Genomic DNA, 25,709 nt, shown 5'->3' with positions numbered 1-25,709 from the left:
AAGTATATGAAGCGTAATATTAAAAAAGTTGCTGTTATTGGTTCAGGTATTATGGGAAGCGGAATTGCTTGTCATTTTGCAAACATCGGTGTTGAAGTATTATTATTAGACATCGTTCCAAGAGAATTAACAGAGGCTGAACAAAAAAAAGGATTAACCTTAGAAAGTAAGATTGTTAGAAATCGTTTGGTAAATGATCATCTGGCAAATGCTTTAAAATCGAAACCATCTCCTATTTATCATCCAAATTTTGCCAATAGAATTACTACGGGTAATACTACTGATGACATGCCTAAAATAGCAGATGCAGACTGGGTAATTGAAGTAGTTGTTGAAAGATTAGATATTAAAAAACTAGTCTTTGAACAAGTAGAAAAATACAGAAAACCAGGTACCTTAATTACGTCAAACACTTCTGGTATTCCAATTCATTTTATGAGCGAAGGAAGAAGTGAAGATTTCCAAAAACATTTCTGTGGGACACACTTCTTTAATCCTGCACGCTATTTAAAATTATTCGAAATTATTCCTGGACCAAAAACGTCACAAGAAGTATTGGATTTCTTAAATAGTTATGGTGAAAAATTCTTAGGAAAAACTTCAGTAGTTGCAAAAGATACTCCTGCCTTTATTGGTAACAGAATAGGAATTTTTGGAATTCAAAGTTTATTCCATCAGGTAAAAGAAATGGGATTAACTGTTGAAGAAGTAGATAAATTAACAGGGCCAGTGATTGGTAGACCAAAATCTGCTACTTTCAGAACAGTAGATGTGGTTGGTTTAGATACTTTAGTACATGTGGCTAACGGTATTTATGAGAACTGCCCAAATGATGAGTCTCATGAATTATTCAAACTACCTGCTTTCGTTCAAACCATGATGGACAACAATTGGTTGGGAAGTAAAACAGGACAAGGTTTCTATAAAAAAGAAGGAAAAGATATTCTTACTTTAGATTTAGACACATTAGAATATAGACCGAATAAAAAAGCTTCTTTTGCAACTTTAGAATTAACTAAAACTATCGATAAACCGATTGATCGTTTTAAAGTACTAGTAAAAGGTAAAGATAAAGCGGGAGAATTTTACAGAAAGAATTTTTCAGCAATGTTCCAATATTGTTCTAACCGTGTTCCTGAAATTACAGAGGATTTCTACAAAATCGACGATGCAATGAAAGCTGGTTTTGGTTGGGAAAATGGTCCATTTGAAATTTGGGATGCCATCGGTGTTGAAAAAGGTATTGAATTAATGAAAGCGGAAGGATACGAACCAGCTGCTTGGGTTACTGAAATGATTGCTTCAGGAAACACATCTTTCTATTCTGTTAAAGAAGGAGCTACATATTACTACAATATTCAGTCTAAAAAAGCAGAAAAAATTCCAGGACAAGATGCTTTTATTATCTTAAATAACATTCGCGAAAGCAAAAAAATATGGAATAATAGCGACTCTATTATTACGGATTTAGGAGATGGAATCATCAACTTAGAATTTACATCAAAAATGAATTCTATTGGCGCTGGTGTACTTCAAGGTATTAATAAAGCGATTGATATTGCTGAAAAAGAATATAATGGTTTAGTAATTGGCAACCAAGGAGCGAATTTCTCAGTAGGAGCTAATTTAGGAATGATTTTCATGATGGCTGTAGAACAAGAGTATGACGAATTGAACATGGCTATCAAAATGTTCCAAGACACCATGATGCGTTGTCGTTATTCTGCAATTCCAGTTATTGCTGCTCCTCATGGTATGACATTAGGTGGTGGTTGTGAATTAACAATGCACGCAGACCGTGCTGTTGCAGCTGCAGAAACCTATATTGGTTTAGTAGAATTTGGTGTAGGTGTCATCCCTGGTGGTGGTGGTTCTAAAGAAATGGCTTTAAGAGCTTCTGACTTATTCCGTAAAAATGATGTGGAATTAAACGTTTTACAAGAATACTTCTTAACTGTAGGTATGGCTAAAGTAGCTACTTCTGCTTATGAAGGATTTGATACTGGAGTTCTTCTAAAAGGAAGAGATATGGTTGTTGTAAACAAAGATCGTCAAATTGCTACAGCGAAACAAGTGGCTTTACAAATGGCAGAACAAGGCTATACGCAAGCTCCTAGAAGAAAAGATATTAAAGTATTAGGAAAACAAGCTTTAGGTATGTTTTTAGTTGGTACTGACAGTATGGAAGCTGGAAAATACATCTCAGAACATGATAAAAAGATTGCCAATAAATTAGCTTACGTAATGGCTGGTGGTGATTTATCTGAACCCACTCTAGTTACAGAACAATATTTATTAGACCTTGAAAGAGAAGCTTTCCTATCCTTAACTGGTGAAAGAAAATCTTTAGAGAGAATTCAATACATGTTAACGAAAGGGAAACCATTAAGAAATTAGATTATTTGATAATTAGATTTCTAGATTGTTAGAAGTCCAAAAAATCAAAGAATCGAAAAATCAAAAAAATCGAAAATATGAAAACAGCATATATAGTAAAAGCGTATAGAACTGCAGTAGGTAAAGCACCTAAAGGTGTTTTTCGTTTCAAAAGACCAGATGAGTTGGCTGCAGAGACTATCGAACACATGATGAAAGAATTACCTAATTTCGATAAAACACGTATCGATGATGTCATGGTAGGTAATGCAATGCCAGAAGCAGAACAAGGATTAAATGTAGGTCGTTTAATTTCATTAATGGGATTAAAAGTAGAAGATGTTCCTGGTGTAACAGTAAACAGATATTGTGCTTCTGGAATTGAAACTATTGGTATGGCTACTGCCAAAATTCAAGCTGGAATGGCCGACTGTATTATCGCAGGTGGTGCAGAAAGTATGAGTTATATTCCAATGGGTGGTTATAAACCCACTCCAGATTATAAATTGTCTAAAGAAGGGCATGAAGATTACTACTGGGGAATGGGATTAACAGCAGAAGCAGTTGCAAAACAATTTAATGTTTCTCGTGAAGATCAAGATGAGTTTGCTTATCATTCTCACATGAAAGCTTTAAAAGCACAAGCTGAAGGACGATTTGATGACCAAATTGTACCGATTACAGTAGAAGAAACTTTTGTAAACGAAAATGGTAAAAAAGAAACTCGCTCTTACGTAGTAGCAAAAGACGAAGGACCTAGAGCAGGAACTTCAGTTGAAGCTTTATCAAAATTAAGACCTGTATTCGCTGCAGATGGAAGTGTTACAGCTGGTAATTCTTCTCAAATGAGTGATGGAGCCGCTTTTGTTTTAGTGATGAGTGAAGAAATGGTTAAAGAATTAAACTTAGAACCTATTGCTCGTTTGGTAAATTTTGCTTCAGCAGGTGTTGAACCTAGAATTATGGGTATCGGACCTGTAAAGGCTATTCCAAAAGCTTTAAAACAAGCAGGCTTAAAACAATCAGATATCGATTTAATTGAATTAAACGAAGCATTTGCTTCACAATCTTTAGCGGTAATTCGAGAGTTAGGTCTAAATCCAGAGATCATCAATGTGAATGGTGGTGCCATTTCTTTAGGACATCCTCTAGGTTGTACTGGTGCTAAATTATCAGTTCAATTATTTGACGAAATGCGCAAACGTGGTAACGCAAAATATGGAATGGTAACCATGTGTGTAGGAACTGGACAAGGTACTGCGGGAATTTATGAGTTTTTAAAATAAAAAAAGGAACACAGATTTAAGAAATCAGAGAAATTTTTAAAATTTTATTAATTCCATAAATCTGTGTTCCAAAATAATAATATAACAAATTATAAGTCATGTCAAATATTATCAGAGGAGGTCAATTCCTAGTTAAAGAAACAAAATGTGAGGACATCTTCACACCTGAAGATTTCTCAGAAGAGCAAGTTATGATGCGTGATTCTGTTATCGAATTCGTGGATAAAGAATTATGGCCAAATAAAGAGCGTTTTGAGAAAAAAGATTATGCACTTACTGAAGAAGTAATGCGTAAAGCAGGAGAATTAGGTTATTTAAGCGTTGCAGTTCCTGAAGCATATGGAGGAATGGAAATGGGTTTTACCAATACCGTTTTAGTTTGTGACTACATTTCTGGAGCAACTGGATCTTTTTCAACAGCTTTTGGAGCACATACAGGAATTGGAACCATGCCAATTACCTTATATGGAACGGAAGAGCAAAAACAAAAATATGTTCCTAAATTAGCTTCTGGTGAGTGGTTTGGTGCCTACTGTTTAACAGAACCAGGAGCTGGTTCTGATGCAAATTCTGGTAAAACAAAAGCGGTTTTATCTGAAGACGGTACTCATTATAAAATTACTGGTGGAAAAATGTGGATTTCGAATGCAGGTTTCTGTTCGGTTTTCATCGTTTTTGCACGTATTGAAGATGATAAAAACATTACTGGTTTTATCGTTGAAAATGATCCTTCAAATGGAATCTCTTTAGGAGATGAAGAACATAAATTAGGGATTCGCTCCTCTTCTACGCGTCAGGTTTTCTTTAACGAAACGAAAGTTCCTGTAGAAAATATGTTAGCCGGTCGTGGTGAAGGATTTAAAATCGCCATGAATGCTTTAAACGTAGGACGTATTAAATTAGCTGCTGCTTGTTTAGAAGCACAAAGAAGAACGATTTCTGGTGCAGTGAACTATGCAAATGAAAGAATACAATTTAAAACACCTATTTCTAGTTTTGGAGCCATCCAATCTAAATTGGCTGAAATGGCAACCAATGCGTATGCTGGTGAAAGTGCTACTTATAGAGCAGCCAATGATATTGAAAAAAGAATTAATATTAGAGTAAGTGAAGGAAATTCGCACCAAGAAGCCGAATTAAAAGGTGTAGAAGAATTTGCAATTGAGTGTTCTATCTTAAAAGTGGCGGTTTCAGAAGATGTACAAAGCTGTACAGATGAAGGAATCCAAATTTTTGGAGGTATGGGATTCTCTGAAGATGCTCCAATGGAAAGTGCTTGGAGAGATGCTCGTATTGCTCGTATCTATGAGGGTACTAATGAAATCAACAGAATGCTTTCTGTAGGTATGTTAGTGAAAAAAGCGATGAAAGGTCATGTGGATTTATTAGGTCCTGCAATGGCTGTAGCTGAAGAATTAATGGGTATTCCATCTTTTGATGTGCCTGATTATTCAGAATTATTTGCTGAAGAAAAAGAAATGATCGCTAAATTGAAAAAAGTATTCTTAATGGTTGCTGGTGCTGCTGTTCAAAAATATGGACCAGAATTAGAATCACACCAACAATTATTAATGGCTGCTTCTGATATTTTAATCGAAATTTATATGGCAGAAAGCACCATTCTTAGAACAGAGAAATTAGCTAAGAAAGAAGGTGCTGATAAAGTTCAAGAACAAATTGCTATGGCTCAATTATACTTATATCATGCAGTTGATACTGTGAACCAAAAAGGTAAAGAAGGTATCGTTTCTTTTGCTGAAGGCGATGAACAACGTATGATGTTAATGGGACTTAAGCGTTTTACAAAATATACCAACATGCCAAACGTAGTTGGTTTAAGAGAAAAGATTGCAGCAAAATTAATTAGCGAAAATAAATATTGCTACTAAGAAACTGTGATTTTTTGGTTTAGTTTGTTTAAAAATCCACTTTTTATCAAAGTGGATTTTTTTATTACATTAAATAAAATGAAAAACTATTATAATGGAACTTCCATATCTTCGATAGTTAGATTTTCACTTTCATTTTTATCATTATTAATTTCTTCTTTCTTATTAAAAATTAAACCTATCATCATCATTAAAGCAGTTAATACAATCACTTGTATAATTAGAGCTTTATTTACCAAAGGGATTTTACTATCCTCAGGAATACTTAAAAATAATAAAATAGTAATTAATCCTCTAGGAGCTATAAATAATAATGGCATTAATTTTACCTTAAAAAACTTTAATTGTAATGCTCTTACTAAATAAATTAAAACTACTATACCAACAGCTAATTCTAGCGTATGTGGATTTAAAATATCTTCTGTTTTCATTAAAAATCCGAATAAAAGAAAAAATAATGAACGAACAAGAAAAGCAGCTTCAATAATCAATTCTTTAAACTTTTTTACCTCTTTATCCAATGAACGTGGTTTTAAATATTGAATGGCTTTAAATCGCTCAAATTCATCAAAATTACCTATAAATAAGCCAAACAACATAATAAATATTAATGCTGGTAAATGATAAATCTCGGAAATAGCAAAAATCAATATAATCAACAAAACGATAGGGGCAAATTTTATATGGTGATCAATTCTACTTAATAAAAAGGCTAAAAAAGCGGTAGCTATAAAAGAAATAATAAGCATCAATATAATTTGCAATCCAAAATGACCTAATGTATCAAAATCAATCACAGAATTTAATGCAATAAAATTAAAAAATAAGACACCTAAAATATCAGATAAACTGCTTTCATAAATTGCAAATTCCTTATTATACGAATTTAAATGCCCTACACTAGATATTGCAATGGCACTACTAATAATACATAAAGGAACAGCATTTATTAAACCATCTTTATAACTTGAATCTAAAAAATAATAAAAAAAATGTCCTATCAAAAATGCTGTGATAAATAATGGAATCACAGCTGTAATTAATGTTTTTCTTACAAAAGGTATTTTCTTTTTATTTAATTCTAATTCCAATGATCCTTCTAAAACGATTAGTACCAAACCAATTGTTCCAAAAATGGGTAATAATGAATTTAAATCGGGAATTACAATATGAAAAACATCTGTTATTTGTTTCACAACCCAACCCAATAACAATAGCAAAATAACAGACGGTATTTTGGTTTTTGATGAACTAATTGTAAAAGCATAGGCTAATAATAGTAATACACAAATTGTAATAATTATAGCAAAATTCATACAAGAATATTTTTTAGCAAGATATAAATACTTTGTAAATTTAACGATATAGAAACAAGATTTTTTTAAATTTGTCCCAATAATTTTAAGATGATAAACCCTTCGATAAACGGCTGGATAGACAAATTTTTCATAGAAAATCAAAGCAATTTTAACGATTACTCTGATTATGAATCTTTTTATTATGACTTAAGAAAATCAGGATTTATTTATGGACATCCTATATCCATAGCTTTAAAAAAGCCATTAGATTTATCTGGATTATCATTAGATGAAATCACTAAAATAGCTTTCTTAAATACTTTATACACTATTTATTGTCTAAACAATAAAGAGCCCCATATTGAACACTTTCTTAAAAGTATCAATTCATTTTATAAATCTATACAAAATGAAAATTATAACTTTCTGACCAAGTTATTACCTACTTCTTCAAAAAGTTCACAACTTGAGAGCATTATAAACGATCGCATACAAACCAATCAAAATATTATTACAAAGAGTTTTTCACATATTGTAATCAATGCCATGCTCTTTTTGGATGTTTTAGCCTATGATCAATTTATTACCAATAAAGATTTTTCAGAAAAATATTTAAAAGATTTTGAATCGAGTTGCATGAAAATTGTATCATTAGCTTTTCAAATTAAAAGCAATAAGACCAAATATGATGAACTCCTAATAAAATTATTTGAAAACTCTTTGCGCTATTCTAAACTTCAAAATATTAACACATTAACAATCAATGATGTAAATTTCAATAAATTTGAAACTATAATTGAAAAACTATATATACTAGATTTAGTAGAAATGGCTGTGTGGAGCGATTCTAAATTAGATTCCTATGAATTAGATTTTCTTACGAATGTAACCATAGAACTCAATATTGAACCTCATTTTTTAACAGAAAGCATTTATACTATTGAAGATTTTATTTCGAAAAATAAAGAAGAAATCTCCTATTTTAATTTTTCAAACCCTGTAAAACACTTTTATGATCAAACCAATAAAACGGTATCAAAATTAATTACCAGAAATAAAAAAAGATTAATAAAAGAAATTTCTGAAAGTAAAGAACTTATGGTTTTGTTAGCAAAATCAACCACAAAAGAGTTAGATAAAGAAGAAAAAAAGAAAGTAAAAAAACAGTTATTAGATATTTGTAAAACCATACCCTCATTAACCATTTTTTTACTTCCTGGTGGTGGAATTTTATTACCTATTTTAGTTAAGTATATTCCACAACTTTTACCTTCTGCCTTTAATGAAAACTTAGAAGATTAATTATTTTCCGAAATATAATTGATACACTTCATCTAAATCTTTGTTAGAACTAAAGTTTACATTTAAATCAGTTACATAACCCGAGTTTAACCCATATACCCAACCGTGAATATGCAATTTTTGCCCATTTTTCCATGCACTTTGAACGATGGAAGTTTTTGCCAAGTCAATTACTTGTTCTTTAACATTTAATTCCACAAAACGATTGAAACGTTCATTCTCATCTGTAATGGCATCCAATTCTTCATTATGAAAACGATACACATCTTTAATGTGTCTAATCCAATTATCTATAACTCCTATTGAATCGTTACCCATTGCTGCTTTTACTCCACCACAACCATAATGCCCGCATACTATTACATGTTCCACTTTTAACGCATTCACGGCATAGTCTAAAACACTTAACATATTCATATCTGTATGCACTACCATATTCGCAATATTTCTATGCACAAAAACTTCTCCTGGTTCTGCACCAATGATTTCATTTGCTGGCACACGACTATCTGAACAACCAATCCATAATAAAGGAGGTTGTTGCCCTTCGGCTAAACGTGCAAAATAATTTGGGTTAATCTTCAGTTTTTCTTCAACCCACTTCTTATTATTTTCAATTATTTTTTTATAAAATTCTGGCATACTACATTCTTTTAATGTGATTTCTTCTTTAATTTAAAAAATTCAATAAAACTTTTAGGATTATCTACTATTCCTCTTTCTGATTTTAAATGAATAAAAATATTTTTATTTCTTGCTTGAACTACAAAATCTTCTAAAATCTCAACTATATCATAATCTAAATAAGTGGTTTTAGTAATGTCTAATTCTAATCTGCAATTATCCGGTAATGAAAATAATTCCTTTTGAATAGAAGCCTTATTTAAAAACGTAATTTCTTCTGCAAAAGTCATTTCAACAACATTTTTATTATCCGAATCTTTAATATTTAAAAATAGCGAATTTTGATAGCTTTTTACAAGTATAACTATAACTCCCACTATTAATCCAGCTCCTATTCCCCATAAAAGATCTTTTAGAACAATAACTAAAATAGTGACTATAAAAGGAACAAATTGCGTCCAACCTAAATTGTACATTTTCTTAAATAAGGTAGGTTTTGCCAATTTAAACCCTACAATAATTAAAACAGATGCTAAAACAGATTTTGGAATATGATTTAATAATGACGGTATTACTAATACAGCTAACAATAACAAAACGCCATGAAAAATAGCCGAAAATTTGCTCTTAGCATTAGATTGCACATTTGCTGAACTTCTCACAATTACTTGAGTTATAGGCAATCCTCCTATAAGACCAGATAAAATATTCCCAAAACCCTGTGCAAATAATTCTCTATTAGGAGGTGTAATACTCTTTTCTGGATCTAGTTTGTCTGTGGCTTCAACACTTAATATTGTTTCAATACTAGCTACAAAAGCTAACGTAAAGGCAATAATAATAACATCTGATGTAAAAATATTACTGAAATCTGGGAAACGTAAAATAGTATCAATTTCAGAAATACTTTTAAGAACAGGTATTTCAACCAAATGTTTTCCTTCAATGGCTAAATCTTTAGTTTTACTAAAAAGTATTTGCAAAATAGTACCAATAAAAACCGCTACTAAAGAACCTTGAATAATCTTAAAAAATGAATGTTTTTTAGCTAATATGGTATCCCATAATAAAATTAACAATAAACCTAAAATTCCTATTATTAAAGAACCTAAAGTAATATTATCTATAACATGTGCAATAGCTGAAAAGGTATTCTCACCAGAGATACCCCAAAAAAAACTATCGGCACCTTCAGCTTCTAAATCATATCCAAAAAAATGAGGAATCTGTTTTAAAATAATAATAATCCCTATCCCAGTTAACATTCCCTTTATTACACTATTAGGAAAATAATAACCTATGACACCCATTTTTAAAAAGCCAAAAATAATTTGAATTACTCCTGCCAATACTACTGCGGATAAAAACAATTCAAAACTTCCCAATTTAGCTATAGCAACTGCAACTATAGCAGCCAATCCTGCTGCTGGTCCACTCACTCCTATTCTGGAACCACTTAATGTACCTACAAATATTCCACCTATTATACCCGCAATTAAACCCGACAATGGTGGTGCATCGCTAGCTAATGCAATACCCAAACATAATGGTAGTGCAACGAAAAAAACAACAATACTCGCAGGAATATCGTTTTTTAAATATTTAAACATGTAAAATTAATTTTAAAAATAGTAGTAAACAATTAACAACTTCTTTTTAAAATTATATTGGGAGGTGGAATAAAAATAGAAACTTTGTATTTACAAATTATTAAATCATCTACAAGATTAAAAGCAAGATCCTTTTTCTTTTGAAAAATTAATTCATAATGAGGCATCGTTATTTGTGAAACAAGTTTTATTTCTTTACACGAAAACTCACTCAAATTTTCCTCTTCTTCTTCTAAATCATAAAATGAAGTAATCGAAACCTTTTCAGCACACAAACTTATTATGGTTGGTGTAGTCAAAAAGATTAAAAAAAATAATAAACTTATTTTACAAAAAAACTTCATATAGCAAATATAAAGCTATTATATGTATAAGTAAACTTTTTTTTATTTTTTTACTATTCTTCCAACCATGCTTGAAACATCCAAATCATTTTTTCTTGCTCTTTTATAAAATCGCTTATCATCGAATTCGTTCCTTCATCGTTTATTTCATCTGAAAAATGTAAAATTTCTCTCTCAATTTCTAATAAAGTAACTAATGATTCAATAACCAATTGTACAGCTTCTGTATCCTTCGAAATATTTTCCCCTATTCTTAAAATATTTTTTTCTAAATATGCTTCAAAAGTATGTGAAGGCTTTCCTCCTAATGTAAGTACTCTTTCTGCTATTAAATCAATTTTTAATTGACTATCATTATACAATTCTTCAAACTTTAAATGCAAATCAAAAAAGCGTTTTCCTCTTATGTTCCAATGCAATCCTCTCAAATTTTGATAATGCACTTGAAAATTTGACATCAACACATTCAATTTTTCTACTATAACTTCAGATTCTTTTACAGACAAACCTAACTTATTAATTTTCATATTTTTACATTATTGATTTATTTATAACCAAAATTATTTCAAAAAAAACAGGTTTTATCATAAGTCAAATTGATAGTTTTTATATTTTTATCAAAAAAAATGATACAATGACCATTACTCAATTATATTATGTTTTAGCGGTTGCGGAACACAAAAATTTTACCTTAGCTGCCGAAAAATGTTTTGTAACGCAACCCACGTTAAGTATGCAAATTCAAAAATTAGAAGACGAACTAGACGTTTTAATTTTTGATAGAAGTAAAAAACCCATTCTACTAACAGAAGTAGGACAAAAAATCGTTAATCAAGCTAAAAATATAGTTAATGAAGCTGGAAGAATAAAAGATATTGTAGATCAACAAAAAGGATATATTGGCGGTGAATTTAAAGTAGGAATTATCCCTACAATTATGCCTACATTATTGCCCATGTTTCTTACTAATTTCATTAATAAATACCCTAAAGTAAATTTGGTTATTGAAGAAAATACTACTGAAGACATTATACAAAAGTTAAAAAACGGACACTTAGATTGTGCTATTGCAGCAACTCCTTTGGAAGAAGAAAATATAAAAGAAATTGTTCTCTATTACGAACCTTTTGTAGCGTATATACCAGAACATCATCAAAATTTTGATAAAAAAGAAATCGAAGTAAGTGACTTAGACTTGGATCGTATTCTTTTATTACAAGATGGACATTGTTTTAAAAATGGCATTTTAAATCTTTGTAAAAACAATTCCTATTTAAATGAAAATCATTTTCAAATTGAAAGTGGTAGTTTTGAAACTTTAATAAAATTAGCAGATGAAGGGTTAGGAATAACATTATTACCTTATTTACATAGCTTAGATTTAAATGAAAAAAACAAGTCTAAACTAAAAGAATTTAAAAACCCAAAACCTTCAAGAGAAGTAAGCTTAATTTACCCAAAGAACGAATTAAAAATTCATATTATAAATGCTTTAAGAGACACAATAGCTGGTGTAGTAAGAGGTGCCATCGCTTTTCATGATGTGGAAATTATAAGTCCAAAAGCCAAAAAATAATAAAAGGAGCATTTGCTCCTTTTTTTAATTTATATAAATTAAACATTGCCTTAATTCAGGTTTTTCTTCGGTAAATTGTAATAACCAATCTCGTAATTGGTCAATTTCATATGGCAATAAAACTTTAATTGCCTTTTCTAATTCTTTACAAAATAACTTAGGGTCAAAACTCACTCTTTCAAGTATAGCTTTTGAATAGGAAAACATAGATCTAGTCATTCTAATTCAATTAATGTTTGTTAAACGTTGTAATAAGAACATATGGTAAAAATAGCTTTTTTTTTAATAGAATGCGTTTATTTTTTAGTAAAACTATGCTAAATTTTTGCTAAAATTTCTTGTTCCACCCTTATTAAGCTAGCTATCAAAATTTTACAATATATTTTTTTTACCTCTTAACATTTCTCTTTTTCCTGGCGCACCAGGCAATTTCTCAACTTCAAAACCACTGTCCTTCATTGCATTTTTAATACTAGTTCTACAAGCATATGTTACTAATATACCCTTGTTTTTTAAAGCAGCAAACATTTTCTTAAAAATTATTTCAGACCACAATTCTGGTTGTACTCTAAAACCAAAAGCATCAAAATAAATTAAATCAAATTGATTTTCTAGAGTAATTTCTTCAAAAAACTGCTTCCTTTTGGTAATCGAAAAATAATCCGAAGCTATAAAAGGTTTTTCCCATTGCGATTGGTGCATTTTCAAAAATAGATGCTGCATTTCAGGCTCCTCTAATTGCATAGCATAATTTAACTGTTCAATTTCATCTAATGAAACTGGATAAGCTTCAATTCCTGTGTAATGAATATGCTGTTGTCTTTTATTCGCTTCTAATAAGGTAATAAATGCATTTAAACCTGTGCCTAATCCAATCTCCATAATAGCTATTGCCTCCTCATTTTGAAAAAGATCCAAACCATTTTTTATAAAAACATGTTTGGCTTCTTGAATGGCTCCGTGCTTAGAATGGTAACTTTCATTCCATTCGGGTAAATGAATACTTGCCGAACCGTCGTTTGTAATAATAATTTCTCTTTTCATAGCTACCCTTTAACAGAAAAGTTACCTAAAAAAAGTCCATTTTGTCAAACTGAACTTGTTTCAGTTTCTATACTAATTCCATTTTAGTATTTATTTAGATTCCGAAAACGAAGATGCAACGAGCTTATATAAATTCGGAAAGACAAACAGAATCTTTTTAGATAACTTCCTTTATCACTATTTAATATATAATTTTTTAATTTTGGGTATGGGACCCAAACATTTTTGCTGATGACAAGCAATACAAGCATCTACAGCCGCATTAAAATGATCTTTCCTTTCCAATGAATCTTCAAAAATTAATTTTTCTGCTTCAATAAACTTTCGCGCTTGTTCATTAAAAAAATCATCCCTATCTGAAGCCTCTGTTAAAACTGCCGTATGAATATTTAAAAAATATTCGGGAAACTCAGCAATCGTATCCCCTTTAATAATTTGCTGCTTCAATTTGTTGTTTTCAGCATAAAATTGTTCCATTAAACCCGCCATTTCTGAAAACTCATACATTTCAAATTCTTCTTTGTCTTCTTCTACACTAGTTGCGTTCTTTTGGTTACAACTAAAATAAAAAAAGACAAGCAATAGTAATAATTTACTTTTCATTATTTAGCAATTAAAACACCATCAGCCATAAAAGAATAAGTTACTTTTGGCTCTTTAATACTATCTATTGCTTCTTGCGATTTTCCTGCATCTTTTGCATAATGTTGCAAGTCTTCCACACTCTCTACACTTACAAATGCTTTACCATTTACAATAACTTCTTTATCGGTAGCATTTTTAGGAACAAAAAAACCATAGTCTTTAAATTTAACAAAAGTCTCTTTATCATTAGCTAATCCTAAAGTCATCCAACATCCTTTTTTCTGACATACATTTTGAATAGTTGATTTAAATTTTACATTAACAGTATCACCTTCTTTTAAGCCTTCAAACTTTTTCATCATTTCTTCAGAAGTTAAAGCACCCTCTTCATTAATTGCGTCTCCAAAAGAAGCATATTTACTTTCACTTGGTGTATCAGCTACAGGAGTTTCTTCTTGTTTTTTATCTTGACAACTGATGTAAAAAGCTGAAAAAACAGCCATTAAAATAATTTTTCTCATTGATTTGTTGTTTTATTTAATACAAAAATAATTTAATTGTTTAAAATTATACTTTTTTTGCACATAATACTACTATTTATTTTCTTTAACAAACAAAAAGAACAAATCTTTTTTTGTTAAATTTGCAATGAAAATCAAGAAGTAAATATTTCTATTGATTTTTTTATACTAAATCAAGATAAACAACTAAAAAAATGGAATTAAAAACGATAGCAGATTTAGATATCAAATTAGCTACTACTTCTAAAATTAATGAAGTAGATTTTGAAAATGTGAGCTTTGGTAATGTATTCACAGATCATATGCTGGTATGTGATTATGAAAATGGTGTGTGGAAGAAACCTTCTATAGAACCGTATGCTCCTTTTATGATTGATCCATCTGCTAAAGTATTTCATTATGGACAAGCTATTTTTGAAGGGATGAAAGCCTATAAAGACGAACAAGATGACGTTTGGCTTTTTAGACCAGATCAAAATTATGAGCGCTTTAATAAAAGTGCCGTAAGAATGGCAATGCCAGAAGTACCTGAAGAAGTCTTTTTAGGTGGTTTAAAACGTTTACTTGAAATTGAGAAAGATTGGGTAAAAAAAGGAAAAGGGAATTCGTTGTATATTAGACCTTTTATGATTGCATCGGGTAAAGGTGTAGTAGCAGCTCCAGCGGTTTATTATCGCTTTATGATTATCTTATCTCCTGCTAAATCCTATTATTCTGGTGAAGTGAAGGTATTAATTGCCGAGCATTATAGCCGTGCTGCTAATGGTGGTATAGGTGCTGCAAAAGCAGCAGGTAACTATTCTGCACAATTTTATCCCACCAAATTAGCGAATGAAAAAGGGTACCAACAAATCATTTGGACCGATGATGCGACGCATACCAAATTAGAAGAAGCGGGTACAATGAACGTATTCTTTAGAATTAACGATACCTTATATACAGCACCTACAAGCGAACGTATTTTAGATGGGGTAACCCGTAAAAGTTTGATTGACCTTGCTAAAAGAGAAAACATCAACGTAGAAGTGCGTCCGGTATTAGTTGATGAATTAGTTGCTGCGGCCAAAAACGGTACCTTACAAGAGATTTTTGGAGCTGGAACTGCAGCTGTGGTCAACCCAATTGTAGGATTTGAATACCAAGGTACCTATTATGAATTACCAAAGTTAGACCAACCAATTGCTTTAGCATTAAAAGAAAAATTGAATAACATTCAATATAAATTAGAAGAAGATACTTTTGGATGGACGGTAAAAATCTAATAACTGATTTTTAGCTGCCCATATTTATTACAACATATAAACCCTGCGCTTACTGCATCAAAAGTAATGGCAGGGTTTCTTTTTGGTAGCGTACTCTATTTTCTTATCTTAGGGTGTGTATACTTTTAAGATAAAAACAGATAATTTTACCTATTGTAAGTAGCAATTAGAAACCTTATATTTGAAGAACAATAAAAACACAACAAACATTCGCATATACCTCCCAAAATGGGTAAATTGGCGCTACGCAATAGCGCATATATACTAGTTAGCAGATATTTTGGAAGAACTTAAACGTAAATTTGAATCAATTAAATGGTGAATAAAATTTTAGGAATTGGCATTGATCAATATTTAGATGGAAGAATTAAAAAATTAAATAATTGCCAAAGTGATTTAAATAAATTAGTTAATCTATTACAATCTAAATATCAATTTGATGAAGTAGAATTATTACTTCAAAAAGAACAGACTACGAGAAGTTTTATTTACAAAACAATTTATGAATACATAATCAATTCTTTAGATGACGAAAATTTAATAATTTTATTTTTAGGTCATGGTGAATATAACCCCAGAATTGAAACATCTTTTTGGCTTCCTTCCGATGCTGATATTAATGACCAATCAAGTTGGATTTCTACACTTGAAATACTAAATTTTGTAAAAAATGCAGACCTATTGCATTTTTGCTTAATATCTGATAATTGCTATTCAGGTGCAATTTTTCAAGAATTCGAAAGAGGTGGTGGAATTAAATCTTTAGAAAATAGAAAATCAAGATTTGCTTTAACATCAGGAAGTATAGAAAAAGTTAAAGATGGAAAAATAGGCGAATCAAGTCCGTTTAATAAAGTTTTGTGTGAAATATTAGAAGAAAATCAAGAAGAAGAAATTTCAATAGAAGTTATAGCAAATCAAGTAATATTAAAATTCCCTAAAGAAATAAGTCAAACACCCCGAAGTGGTACACTTAATGGTTTAGGCCATGACGGTGGGGCTTTTATTTTAAGATTAAAAGAAACAGATTCTAAAATCATTAAATTTAAAGAGATTGAATTACCTCTAAATATTTATAATAATGTAAAAATTGATTATAAATGTACCATACCTTTTTTTGAAGATAGTGATAAGTTCGATTGCAATAATATTAACATTAATCTTCAAAATGTTGTTTATGAAATTTTAAGTGATTTAAGAAATGATTTAATTGATGCAGAAAAGGGTTTAAATGAAATTCCTCAAATATCAGATTATTTTTATGAAATAGGTTATAATATACACCTTATTTCCTCAAAGTTCATAAGTGTTGATATAGTAACTTTTAGTTCTCTAGGTGGTCCTTACCCTAGAAATCAAATTATTTCCCTAAATTATGTTTTATCTCCTGAAAGAAAGATAAAACTAAATGACATCATTGAAATTGATAATGAAAAATCTTTTTTTGATTCAATTATTAAAAAGTATTCAGAAGATGGTGAACATAAACAGATATTATTAGACCATTTAAAATATTATTCAATAAATGGAATACAGTTTTCAATAAATGAAAAAAGCATCGGAATTTCTTTTTTAAATTGTATTCCAAAAGTAGTTCAATGTTATGCTTTTATAGATTTACCTTTAGAAGATTTTAATATAGATTTAGGTGAAATATATAATGTCAATTAAAAACATCTGCCAACCACCATTTGGCTCAATTGCTGGTTTTTCCAAAATTGAAATAATGAATTCACGCAGAATGTTTTATTTTAACAGAAATAATCAATTCGCTTTGGCCTCAACTAAGCCAAGCTGCAAACCGTTATACTATATATTAAAAAAACGACATCACAAGAAAATGAATATAGAAAATTTTCAATTTGTATTAATTACAGTCAACACTCAAAATGACTCATTTGATGTAGTGAAACCAATTATTCATCACAAAAATTCTCGTCGCCATAAAGCTAAAATAGTATTAAGTAAGGAAGAATGTGAAGAAACTAAAATCTCTTGGCGACTAAGAAAATATATCAGACCTGTGATATATGATGGTTTAGATTTCACTCCAATGTCAGCAAAAGATAGACTAACAGATGAAATAACAGCGGAAAAAATCGCAAAGTTTCTTAATGATGATTTTGTTTTTGATTTTGAATATGAACCTAATGAAAATGATGAAATAAGAATGGAAATTCAATATGTAATAGAAAACATAAATGGTAAATTTAGACGACCTTACATTAATTATTTTGTTTCTTTTTTATATAATGGTGAAAAATGGATAGTAAATAAAGGCTTTGACCATATTCATAATCATTACGAAGAATTTAAAGAAGGAATTGTAAAATACATCGTATAACAGGCGTAACTGTTGCACAACTATCATTTTTTAAATAAAATTTCAAAAAACATAAAATTCTGATCTTGTTTAAGCACTTATAAGCGAGGTTTGTTTTTAGTTCCTATACAAATTTCTAAAATTTAGGGTGCTTAAATTTGAAATTATGAAGTCTGTAAATACCATTTTTACAAAAGCTAAGCGTTTCAGTTGTTTAGGGGAAATAACTTGGAATATAATGTTTTTTTGATGGTAAATCAAATATTTAGCTTCGCTAATACTTCATAAACTTCAAGTTCTATTTCTTTCTTTTTAAGAAATTATTTTGACTATATTTGAAAATAATTTGTGAAGTTTTTTCACAGACTGGCGTTATAAGCCATTTTAAGACGACCATGATAAGACAATTTTTAACCATATTCATTTTGACGTTTTTCTTTTCTTGCGGACAGAAAAGTAACAACATTGAAAGTAAAATTGACACCATTGACAATTCCTCCGTTGATACTTTTTCAACACAACCTATTAACAAACAAATCGACCAAGACAAAAATTTCAGTTATGACAATCAAGTATCAAGTCTAGGTATTGGTTTAATCATTGCACCACCAAAATTTGAAATTTATAATGACAGTTTGCTGAGCGAAAAAATCGCAAGTTGGGACATGTATGAAGATGAAACTAAAATAAATATATGCTCAAAATTTTTCAAGCCTGACTATGGGATAATGCATTTTGTGTGTATTGCAAAAAGTGAAAAAACATATAAGGTTTTAGTGAACTTTTCCGAAATTAAATATTTACCTAAGACAAAGAAATATGACTTCAAAACTTGGGACGAATACATATCTCAATCTTTCGGAATAAGAAGGCTTACAAACGATAATGTAGTAATTTCAAAAAACTACACATTAAGAATTAAACCTGAAGACAATGCAGACTCATTGGCAATTCCTAAAGGACACGAGTTGTTTTGCCCAATAGAAATTAAAGGTGATTGGATTAAAGTGAGATATGATTGTTTCTACAATGACGAAAATAATTCATATGAAGGTGAACCTTGTCAAAATTACATTGACAAATGCAAAAATCCATTGACGGGTTGGTTGCGATGGCGACTTGAAAACCAATTACTTATTGACATATTTTTGATGCCATGACAATAAAACGGCTTATAACAGTACCTAGGTGTCACTGGCGGATTTTGTTTCAAAACTTCAATCTTGTAAAAACTAAAATGTTAACTTGGGGACAACAATTAAACATAAAATCCAGCGCCGCCTAGCTGCGAACCGTTGGCAGTAATATTAAACCTCACGTTACAATGAAAACACTTTTTAAACTATTGGCTTTTGTTTTAATAATCCAATTTACATCTTGTGAAAAGGATGACATTAATTCTGTTTGCAATGGAAATTGCACAACAATTAAAGGTAAAATTCTTAGAGCAGATAATTCTGGCATTGAAGGAGTCGAAGTAACATTCTCATATGTTTTCTTTGCTCCTTACAGTTACAGAAGAGTTATTGCGAAAACTAAAACCGATGAAAATGGGAATTATGAAATGCAAGCTTTTATAAAAGATAGTGAACTTGGGACAAGTGAAAAATTTCAAATTTTAGTTGATAAAGTGAAAATAGAAAATTCTTTAACTGCTAATTATTTAAAACCATCCGAATTACTGCAAGAAATTGTTCCAAAAATTGAAGAAATTATAATTCCAGGTATTGAAAATAGAAATGAAATTATTAGCGTACCAAATTTTAAGATTCCTTATAAGACCGATTTAACAATTAAGCTAAATAATTATATCTCAATTGTTCCAACTGATAGTTTTGGTTTTGAACATAGAGTGGAATATGGATTTGAAAATCAATTTATCTTATGCAAAAACGAACAATCGACGGGTCTTAATTCAACATTTAATTTTACAACTGCGATAGGTAATAATCGAGTGCGAATATTTAAATGGAAAAATAATGTTGACACATTCTTTATACAAGATATTAGTTTAACATCAAATCCATCGAATCAAATAATAGAATTTGAATATTAAAAATACTACTGCCAACAGCCGTAACTGTTGCACAACCTCTCCTAAAAGCTAAATTTTCTAAATAAATAAAAATATTGACCTCATTTAAAGTGATTTAAACGAGGTTTGTTTTTTAAAATTACGGGCGTAAATCCTATCTTTTGTAGATCAATACAACCCACAAAAGCATCTATAAAGCGCACAAGATTATCTGGGGTAATTTTATCTTCTAAGTTGTACAGATATAACTGATTACGGGAGATTCCTTGAATGTGTTACATTATTAAATACACGAAAATTCGCCTTTTATAACAACTATTTTGGTTATATTTGGAGAGATTTGTGAAGTTTTTTCACAGACTGACTTTAGCGGTAATACACTCACAGAACCTAAAAAACAAATGTAATAAATGAATAAAATTTGGAAGTTAAACGAATCAAAATCTAACAAACTGATTTTAATACGAGAAAAAGTAATCTATAAAGGAAATCCGAAAATAGATGATTTAAATCGAGTGAATTCAGAAACTACTGATTTTAGTTTCTTAAAAGATTTATTCAGTATTCCATATTCATACATTAAACAAATAGAAAACCAAAAAGGCAAAAATTATATCAAAATATTTTTTGGAAAAGACTCACAAGAAAAACTATATATCGACAATGAAAACATTAAAAACGAAGTTTTTGAGTTTATAAAAAGTGAAAACAAGAATTTAAAATATAGTTCTGAAATTCCAAGTATTAAAAACTATGCAAAAGGACAACTTTTTGCTTTATTAACTTTAACCGGAATTTTTATTTGGTCACTATATTTGGCTATTCAAATTGAAAGTGGTGTAGAATACGAACTTGTTGGACACGGAAATCCAGGTATTACAGGAGTTGTACTTATAATTTCAAATCTTGGAAGTCTTAAAATTATAGTTGGATACATAATTCTTTTAGTTTTAGCTATATTAGCATTAAAGAATAAGCTGAAATCTAGAAGTGAAACAGAATTTCTTAAAAGATAAAAAAAGTACAACTGCCAACAAGCGTGGCTGTTGCGCAACTAATCAAATGCAATAATTCTAGATTTTCAATCATTTTTAAAAAATAATAAGCGTTAAATCAAGTTTTATGATTCTATAAAAACATAAAATTAGGCATTTAATAGAAAAACAGCAATTGTACAACAAGCACAACGGTTACAAGTAATGGCTTGTTCTGTACTATTCCGAAAATTGTTTCACCATTTCACACTTTGTGCTTGTGTCTCCGAATATTCTAAAATAAGTTTATATTTGTTATGGTTTGGTGTTGATGTAACACTACTGAGATCAAGCTCGAAAACGTTATTTACAAATCTAACCGAACAGCCTTTATAAATAAAAACGCATTGACAATCAAACAGACATATCAAATTTTTCAATACAAACAGAAGGCAAATTTCATTTTTGTGACTTGTATAGTGCTGTTCATTTTTACAAACGTAATATTGGATTTTTTATCTACCTTATCCCAAAACAGTTCATTTTACATTTCAGAATCTTTACTGTTCAGTTCTTCTTATTGGCTTTTGTTTCTGCCTTTAATGACATTAATTTTAAAGATGATACAGGAAACAGAAAGATTAAATCTGAAATTAATTTTTGTAAGTTTGGCAATTATATGTCATTTGTTTTCATATCCTGCGTTGGTTTGGATTATTTCAAATTTTTTTTACTATCACACTTTTGATTATTGGCAGACTTTCAATTTTGGATTATCGGCTTATTTTATAAAATCGGTAATTATTTACGGCTTTTCATTTTTGGCGTTTACACTAATTAATAAAAAAATCCAATTATCACAGATAGAAAAAGAAGTAGAAGCAATAACTCATAAACAAGATTTTATAAGTTCAATTTTAATCAATGACTCCAATAACAAAAAAATATTGATAAAGGTAAATGACATTCTTTATCTTTCGGCTAACACACCCTACGTTAGCATTTATATTTCACAAAAAAAGTATCTGCATACTGAAACTTTGAAGTCCTTAGAAATGCAATTAGACAATAAACAGTTTGTCCGTATTCACAAATCTTATATGGTGAATATCTATAAAATTTCGACAATCGAATCTCGAAAAAATGGAGATTATGATATTACACTTTCAGATAACACAATATTACGTTTGAGCAGGAACTACGCTAAAAATTTCAAATCAAAATTCTCTGATTTCCATCAGCTCAAAACAAAATAAACTCACCATACTATATTTCATTTGTACAGAAGGTAAATAAAAGACATTTTAGCAGTCAAAATATCTAACAATGAAACAATTATTTAAAATCGGGGGTTTTATTATTCTATTCCATTTTTTGACAAGTTGTAACGGACAGACAAAATCTGAAAGCAATCAAGCTGAAATTAAAGAAGTCGAGAACAAACTTGTTGGTGGTGGTTGTGAAGGTTGTGAACTAATGTATGTTGGAATACCAAAAATAATTCTATCAGAACACACAAGTAATGGTTGGATTAAAGGCAAAAAGAAACTTATCCTAACAGGAAAGGTTTTTCAAATTGATGGCAAAACACCTGCATCTGATGTCATCATCTATTATTGGCATACTGACGATAGCGGATTGTATTCATCAAACAAGGAAACACCTGAACAAGCAAAGAAACACGGTACATTGAGAGGTTGGGTAAAGACCGACAAGAGTGGCAACTATACAATAAAGACAAGCAGACCTACTGCTTATCCTAATGATAATATTCCACAGCATATTCATTTATCAGTAAAAGAACCAGACATCACTAACGAATATTTTGCCGATCTTTATTTTGATGATGACCCATTGTATCTTAACCATAAGAAGAAATATGGCAAACTTGACAGAGCAGGAACAGAACTACTAAGAATTGTTTTAGACGGAAACATTCAAATCGCAGAGCACAATATTATATTAGGATTAAATATTCCCAATTACCCTATTAAAAGCAAAACAGACATTCAATCGGGTTTAAATATTGGAGAAGACCAACCTTCATTTATACCATTTCACGCCTTTGGACCCGACAAAGGAACAAGGACTTGCCCTGTTTGTAAATATGGACGCTATCAAGGAATTGTATATTTTGTTGGTAAAAATCCAAATTGGGACGAAATCAAAAAATGGCTTAAACAATTAGACAACGAAAGTATATCAAGAGAAAAATATCTTAAAGCATACTTTGTTTACGGGAACTCAAAAAATTACAATAAACAGGCACGACAGATAGAGTTAGAAAAAATCGGTAATGAATTAGGACTTAAAAAAATTGCTTTAACTTTTGTGTCTTCATTTGCAGATACAGAAAGTGAAGCAAATCGCAACAAAATAAATGTGAGTATTGAAAACACTTTTATTATATACAAACACAGAACAATCGTTGATAAATATATAAATCTAAAACCAACAGAGCATAATTTTAAGTTGATTAAAGAGGTTTTGGACAGAACAAAAGGAAATTATTTTGACCTTAATGAACCAAAACACGAATGAAAAAAAAGCTACATATAAAAAGGTAACAGTTGTACAACTACTGTTTTTTCAAAATAACTCTAAAAAAATAAGAATCAACCTTTTAAAATCCATTTAAAAGAAGTTTGTTTTTTAAATATAATTCAAAATTTTAAAATTTGATAGCTTACAATCGAGTTTTTAAATTTAAATAGACCGTTTTTACAAAAGCTAAACGTTTCAGTTGTTTAGGGGAAATAACTTGGGATATAATGTTTTTTTGATGGTAAATCAAATATTTAGCTTCGCTAATACTTCATAAACTTCAAGTTCTATTTCTTTCTCTTTAAGAATTNATATAAAGATGCTAATCAACTTTTAATTGATTTAGTAGAAAATGGAAATTTATTAGCTGGCGATAAAAAAAATTATTATAAAGAAATATCATTTACTTATGAAAAATTAAATGACTATAAAAATGCGTATATATATAGCAAAAAATATATAAAAATTAATGACAGTTTAGTAGAGAGTCAAACCCGTAAAGAAATATTAAAATTAGACAAAAAATTTAATGTTTCTGAAAAGGAAAAGAAAATACTATTACTTGAAAAAGAAAAAAATGAAGCCGATTTAAAAGCAAAAAACAATAGATTATACAATTTAATATTGGCCCTAATTTCAATTATTTTACTCTCTTTGATATTCTTTCTTTGGAAATATTTAAAAAACCAAAAATGGATTACTAAACAAAATGAGGCAAATTACAAACAGCAATTAAAATTTATTGAAAAAGAAAATGAATTGCAAATTATGCAAGCTGTTATACAAAGTGAAGAAGCTGAAAGAAAAAGAATTGCTCGCGATTTACATGATGGCATAGGCAGTAGACTTTCCTCTTTAAAAATGCAAATAAGCCAACTTTCCTCAAAAGATATTCCAATGCTTGAAATAGAAAGAATTACTACTGATCTAAACAATTCTATTTCCGATTTAAGACAAACCGCTTATAATTTAATACCAGAAACTCTTCTTAAATTAGGCCTAGAATTAGCATTGCAAGATTTGTGCATTTCTATGGCAACAGAAAAAATGCCAATAACATTTTCTGCATATGAAATTCAAAAAAACATAAAAGAATCTAATCAAATTACAATTTATAGAATTGTACAAGAGCTATTATCTAATGCTTTAAAACATTCTAATTGTGATGAAATATTTTTAGAATGTAGCCAAAATGATGATTTATTTTTAATCTCATTTGAAGATAACGGTATCGGGTTCAACCCAAATAATATGAATAATTTTACAGGATTAGGTTTAAAAAATATTCAAAATAGAATTGCTATTTTAAACGGTAAATTAGACTTAAAATCTTCTAATTCTGGAACAATTTTTAATATAGAACTACACATTCAAACAAACCATGAATAAAATATACAATACACTAATAGTTGATGATCATCCAATAGTTATTGAAGGGCTAAAAAATTTATTATCGTCTTTAAATAATATTAATGTAAAAGCAACTTTTAATAAAGGAAACTGTATTTTTAGTTACACTGATTTATCCTCTATAGACATTATCTTTTTAGATATTTTCTTAACTGATAATAACGGTATCGATATTTGTACCAAATTAAAAAAAATACATCCAAAAATAATCGTATTAGGCATAAGTAGTCAATCGGAAAGAAGTATTGTAATGCAAATGATAAAAAATGGTGCAAATGGTTATCTCTTAAAAAGTGCATCCATGAAGGAAATTACTAAATGTATTGAAGATGCTATAGCAGGTAAACTAGCTTTTTGCGATGAAGTAAACAAAATAATAAATAAGATAACAATTCAAGATTTCAAAGCAATTCCACGCTTAACAGTAAGAGAAAAAGAAATTCTGCAATTGTTAAAAGAAGGCAAATCAACACAAGAAATAGCAGATCAATTGTTTTTAAGTTATCTCACAGTACAAACACATAGAAGAAACTTATTATCTAAATTTCAAGTAAAAAATGTGGTAGAATTGTTAAACTTTATTAAAGAGAATGGACTAATTTGATATACAATCTAGTTTTTTTATATTTAATTTTTTTTAAACTCACATTCTTGATAAAGCTTTACTGTACTTAAAATATGTAGCCTTATTGTATTTCCTTACTCT

24 protein-coding genes are annotated in these 25,709 nt (G+C 29.6%); 15 read left to right on the top strand and 9 right to left on the bottom strand.

The features are described from left to right. The first annotated feature begins 6 nt into the window (after positions 1 to 6). From HALO113_RS13060 to HALO113_RS13050, 3 genes are all read left to right on the top strand, one after another. Positions 7 to 2,397 (top strand): 3-hydroxyacyl-CoA dehydrogenase/enoyl-CoA hydratase family protein, encoded by a 2,391-nt coding sequence (locus HALO113_RS13060; RefSeq protein WP_159779442.1) that lies wholly within the window; start codon positions 7 to 9, stop codon positions 2,395 to 2,397. A gap of 77 nt (positions 2,398 to 2,474) precedes the next feature. Beyond that, positions 2,475 to 3,662, top strand: a complete 1,188-nt coding sequence (locus HALO113_RS13055; RefSeq protein WP_159779441.1) for an acetyl-CoA C-acyltransferase — start codon at positions 2,475 to 2,477, stop codon at positions 3,660 to 3,662. 98 nt (positions 3,663 to 3,760) lie between these two features. Next, positions 3,761 to 5,551: an acyl-CoA dehydrogenase family protein gene (locus HALO113_RS13050; protein WP_159779440.1), complete on the top strand. Its 1,791-nt coding sequence runs from the start codon at positions 3,761 to 3,763 to the stop codon at positions 5,549 to 5,551. Positions 5,552 to 5,640: 89 nt separating this feature from the next. Here HALO113_RS13050 and HALO113_RS13045 read toward each other — a convergent pair whose 3' ends face one another. Further along, positions 5,641 to 6,867: a sodium:proton antiporter gene (locus HALO113_RS13045; RefSeq protein ID WP_159779439.1), complete on the bottom strand. Its 1,227-nt coding sequence runs from the start codon at positions 6,865 to 6,867 to the stop codon at positions 5,641 to 5,643. A gap of 90 nt (positions 6,868 to 6,957) precedes the next feature. On the opposite strand from HALO113_RS13045, the gene HALO113_RS13040 reads away from it, so the two are divergent. Beyond that, a complete protein-coding gene (locus HALO113_RS13040; RefSeq protein WP_159779438.1) occupies positions 6,958 to 8,151 on the top strand; it encodes an LETM1-related biofilm-associated protein in 1,194 nt (397 codons plus the stop codon). On the opposite strand, the gene can is transcribed toward HALO113_RS13040, so the two are convergent. From can to HALO113_RS13020, 4 genes are all read right to left on the bottom strand, one after another. Beyond that, positions 8,152 to 8,793 (bottom strand): carbonate dehydratase, encoded by a 642-nt coding sequence (gene can, locus HALO113_RS13035; RefSeq protein ID WP_159779437.1) that lies wholly within the window; start codon positions 8,791 to 8,793, stop codon positions 8,152 to 8,154. 11 nt (positions 8,794 to 8,804) lie between these two features. Beyond that, complete coding sequence (locus tag HALO113_RS13030; protein WP_159779436.1) at positions 8,805 to 10,385, bottom strand: SulP family inorganic anion transporter; 1,581 nt, start codon at positions 10,383 to 10,385, stop codon at positions 8,805 to 8,807. Between the two features lie 32 nt (positions 10,386 to 10,417). Then, positions 10,418 to 10,684 carry a hypothetical protein gene (locus HALO113_RS13025; protein ID WP_159779435.1) on the bottom strand — a complete coding sequence of 89 codons (267 nt, stop codon included), beginning with the start codon at positions 10,682 to 10,684 and terminating at the stop codon, positions 10,418 to 10,420. A gap of 98 nt (positions 10,685 to 10,782) precedes the next feature. After that, a complete protein-coding gene (locus tag HALO113_RS13020; RefSeq protein WP_159779434.1) occupies positions 10,783 to 11,256 on the bottom strand; it encodes a Dps family protein in 474 nt (157 codons plus the stop codon). 107 nt (positions 11,257 to 11,363) lie between these two features. On the opposite strand from HALO113_RS13020, the gene HALO113_RS13015 reads away from it, so the two are divergent. Next, the gene (locus HALO113_RS13015) at positions 11,364 to 12,305 is read left to right on the top strand and encodes a LysR substrate-binding domain-containing protein (RefSeq protein WP_159779433.1); all 942 of its coding nucleotides are present in this window, start codon (positions 11,364 to 11,366) and stop codon (positions 12,303 to 12,305) included. A 24-nt stretch (positions 12,306 to 12,329) separates the two neighbouring features. Here the strand turns inward: HALO113_RS13015 and HALO113_RS13010 are convergent, their stop codons facing one another. The 4 genes from HALO113_RS13010 to HALO113_RS12995 form a co-directional block, all read right to left on the bottom strand. Continuing rightward, a complete protein-coding gene (locus HALO113_RS13010; protein ID WP_159779432.1) occupies positions 12,330 to 12,524 on the bottom strand; it encodes a hypothetical protein in 195 nt (64 codons plus the stop codon). 153 nt (positions 12,525 to 12,677) lie between these two features. Beyond that, positions 12,678 to 13,349, bottom strand: coding sequence for a tRNA (5-methylaminomethyl-2-thiouridine)(34)-methyltransferase MnmD (gene mnmD / locus HALO113_RS13005; protein WP_159779431.1), 672 nt, complete (start codon positions 13,347 to 13,349; stop codon positions 12,678 to 12,680). 177 nt (positions 13,350 to 13,526) lie between these two features. Beyond that, positions 13,527 to 13,952: a hypothetical protein gene (locus tag HALO113_RS13000; RefSeq protein ID WP_159779430.1), complete on the bottom strand. Its 426-nt coding sequence runs from the start codon at positions 13,950 to 13,952 to the stop codon at positions 13,527 to 13,529. Beyond that, the gene (locus HALO113_RS12995) at positions 13,952 to 14,455 is read right to left on the bottom strand and encodes a DUF4920 domain-containing protein (RefSeq protein ID WP_159779429.1); all 504 of its coding nucleotides are present in this window, start codon (positions 14,453 to 14,455) and stop codon (positions 13,952 to 13,954) included. The genes HALO113_RS13000 and HALO113_RS12995 overlap by 1 nt, the downstream gene beginning before the upstream one ends. A 194-nt stretch (positions 14,456 to 14,649) precedes the next feature. Between HALO113_RS12995 and HALO113_RS12990 the strand changes: the two genes are divergently transcribed. From HALO113_RS12990 to HALO113_RS12945, 10 genes are all read left to right on the top strand, one after another. Next, positions 14,650 to 15,717, top strand: a complete 1,068-nt coding sequence (locus HALO113_RS12990; protein WP_159779428.1) for a branched-chain amino acid aminotransferase — start codon at positions 14,650 to 14,652, stop codon at positions 15,715 to 15,717. Between the two features lie 315 nt (positions 15,718 to 16,032). Then, positions 16,033 to 17,388: a caspase family protein gene (locus HALO113_RS12985; protein WP_159779427.1), complete on the top strand. Its 1,356-nt coding sequence runs from the start codon at positions 16,033 to 16,035 to the stop codon at positions 17,386 to 17,388. Between the two features lie 169 nt (positions 17,389 to 17,557). Then, positions 17,558 to 18,061: a hypothetical protein gene (locus HALO113_RS12980; RefSeq protein ID WP_159779426.1), complete on the top strand. Its 504-nt coding sequence runs from the start codon at positions 17,558 to 17,560 to the stop codon at positions 18,059 to 18,061. Between the two features lie 404 nt (positions 18,062 to 18,465). Next, positions 18,466 to 19,200, top strand: coding sequence for a hypothetical protein (locus tag HALO113_RS12975; RefSeq protein WP_159779425.1), 735 nt, complete (start codon positions 18,466 to 18,468; stop codon positions 19,198 to 19,200). Between the two features lie 164 nt (positions 19,201 to 19,364). Beyond that, the gene (locus tag HALO113_RS12970; protein WP_159779424.1) at positions 19,365 to 20,096 is read left to right on the top strand and encodes a hypothetical protein; all 732 of its coding nucleotides are present in this window, start codon (positions 19,365 to 19,367) and stop codon (positions 20,094 to 20,096) included. Between the two features lie 389 nt (positions 20,097 to 20,485). After that, positions 20,486 to 21,091 (top strand): hypothetical protein, encoded by a 606-nt coding sequence (locus tag HALO113_RS12965; RefSeq protein WP_159779423.1) that lies wholly within the window; start codon positions 20,486 to 20,488, stop codon positions 21,089 to 21,091. 578 nt (positions 21,092 to 21,669) lie between these two features. Next, positions 21,670 to 22,305, top strand: a complete 636-nt coding sequence (locus HALO113_RS12960) for a LytTR family DNA-binding domain-containing protein (RefSeq protein WP_236554683.1) — start codon at positions 21,670 to 21,672, stop codon at positions 22,303 to 22,305. A 70-nt stretch (positions 22,306 to 22,375) separates the two neighbouring features. After that, on the top strand, positions 22,376 to 23,590 hold the full coding sequence (locus HALO113_RS12955) for an intradiol ring-cleavage dioxygenase (protein WP_159779422.1): 1,215 nt from the start codon (positions 22,376 to 22,378) through the stop codon (positions 23,588 to 23,590). 771 nt (positions 23,591 to 24,361) lie between these two features. Then, the gene (locus HALO113_RS12950; protein WP_370519384.1) at positions 24,362 to 24,982 is read left to right on the top strand and encodes a sensor histidine kinase; all 621 of its coding nucleotides are present in this window, start codon (positions 24,362 to 24,364) and stop codon (positions 24,980 to 24,982) included. Beyond that, the gene (locus tag HALO113_RS12945) at positions 24,975 to 25,607 is read left to right on the top strand and encodes a response regulator transcription factor (RefSeq protein WP_159779420.1); all 633 of its coding nucleotides are present in this window, start codon (positions 24,975 to 24,977) and stop codon (positions 25,605 to 25,607) included. The genes HALO113_RS12950 and HALO113_RS12945 overlap by 8 nt, the downstream gene beginning before the upstream one ends. Positions 25,608 to 25,709 lie beyond the last annotated feature (102 nt).

The organism is Flavobacterium sp. 9AF, from assembly GCF_902506265.1.
Lineage (GTDB): Bacteria > Bacteroidota > Bacteroidia > Flavobacteriales > Flavobacteriaceae > Flavobacterium.
This window is presented reverse-complemented; position numbering and strand designations above follow the sequence as displayed.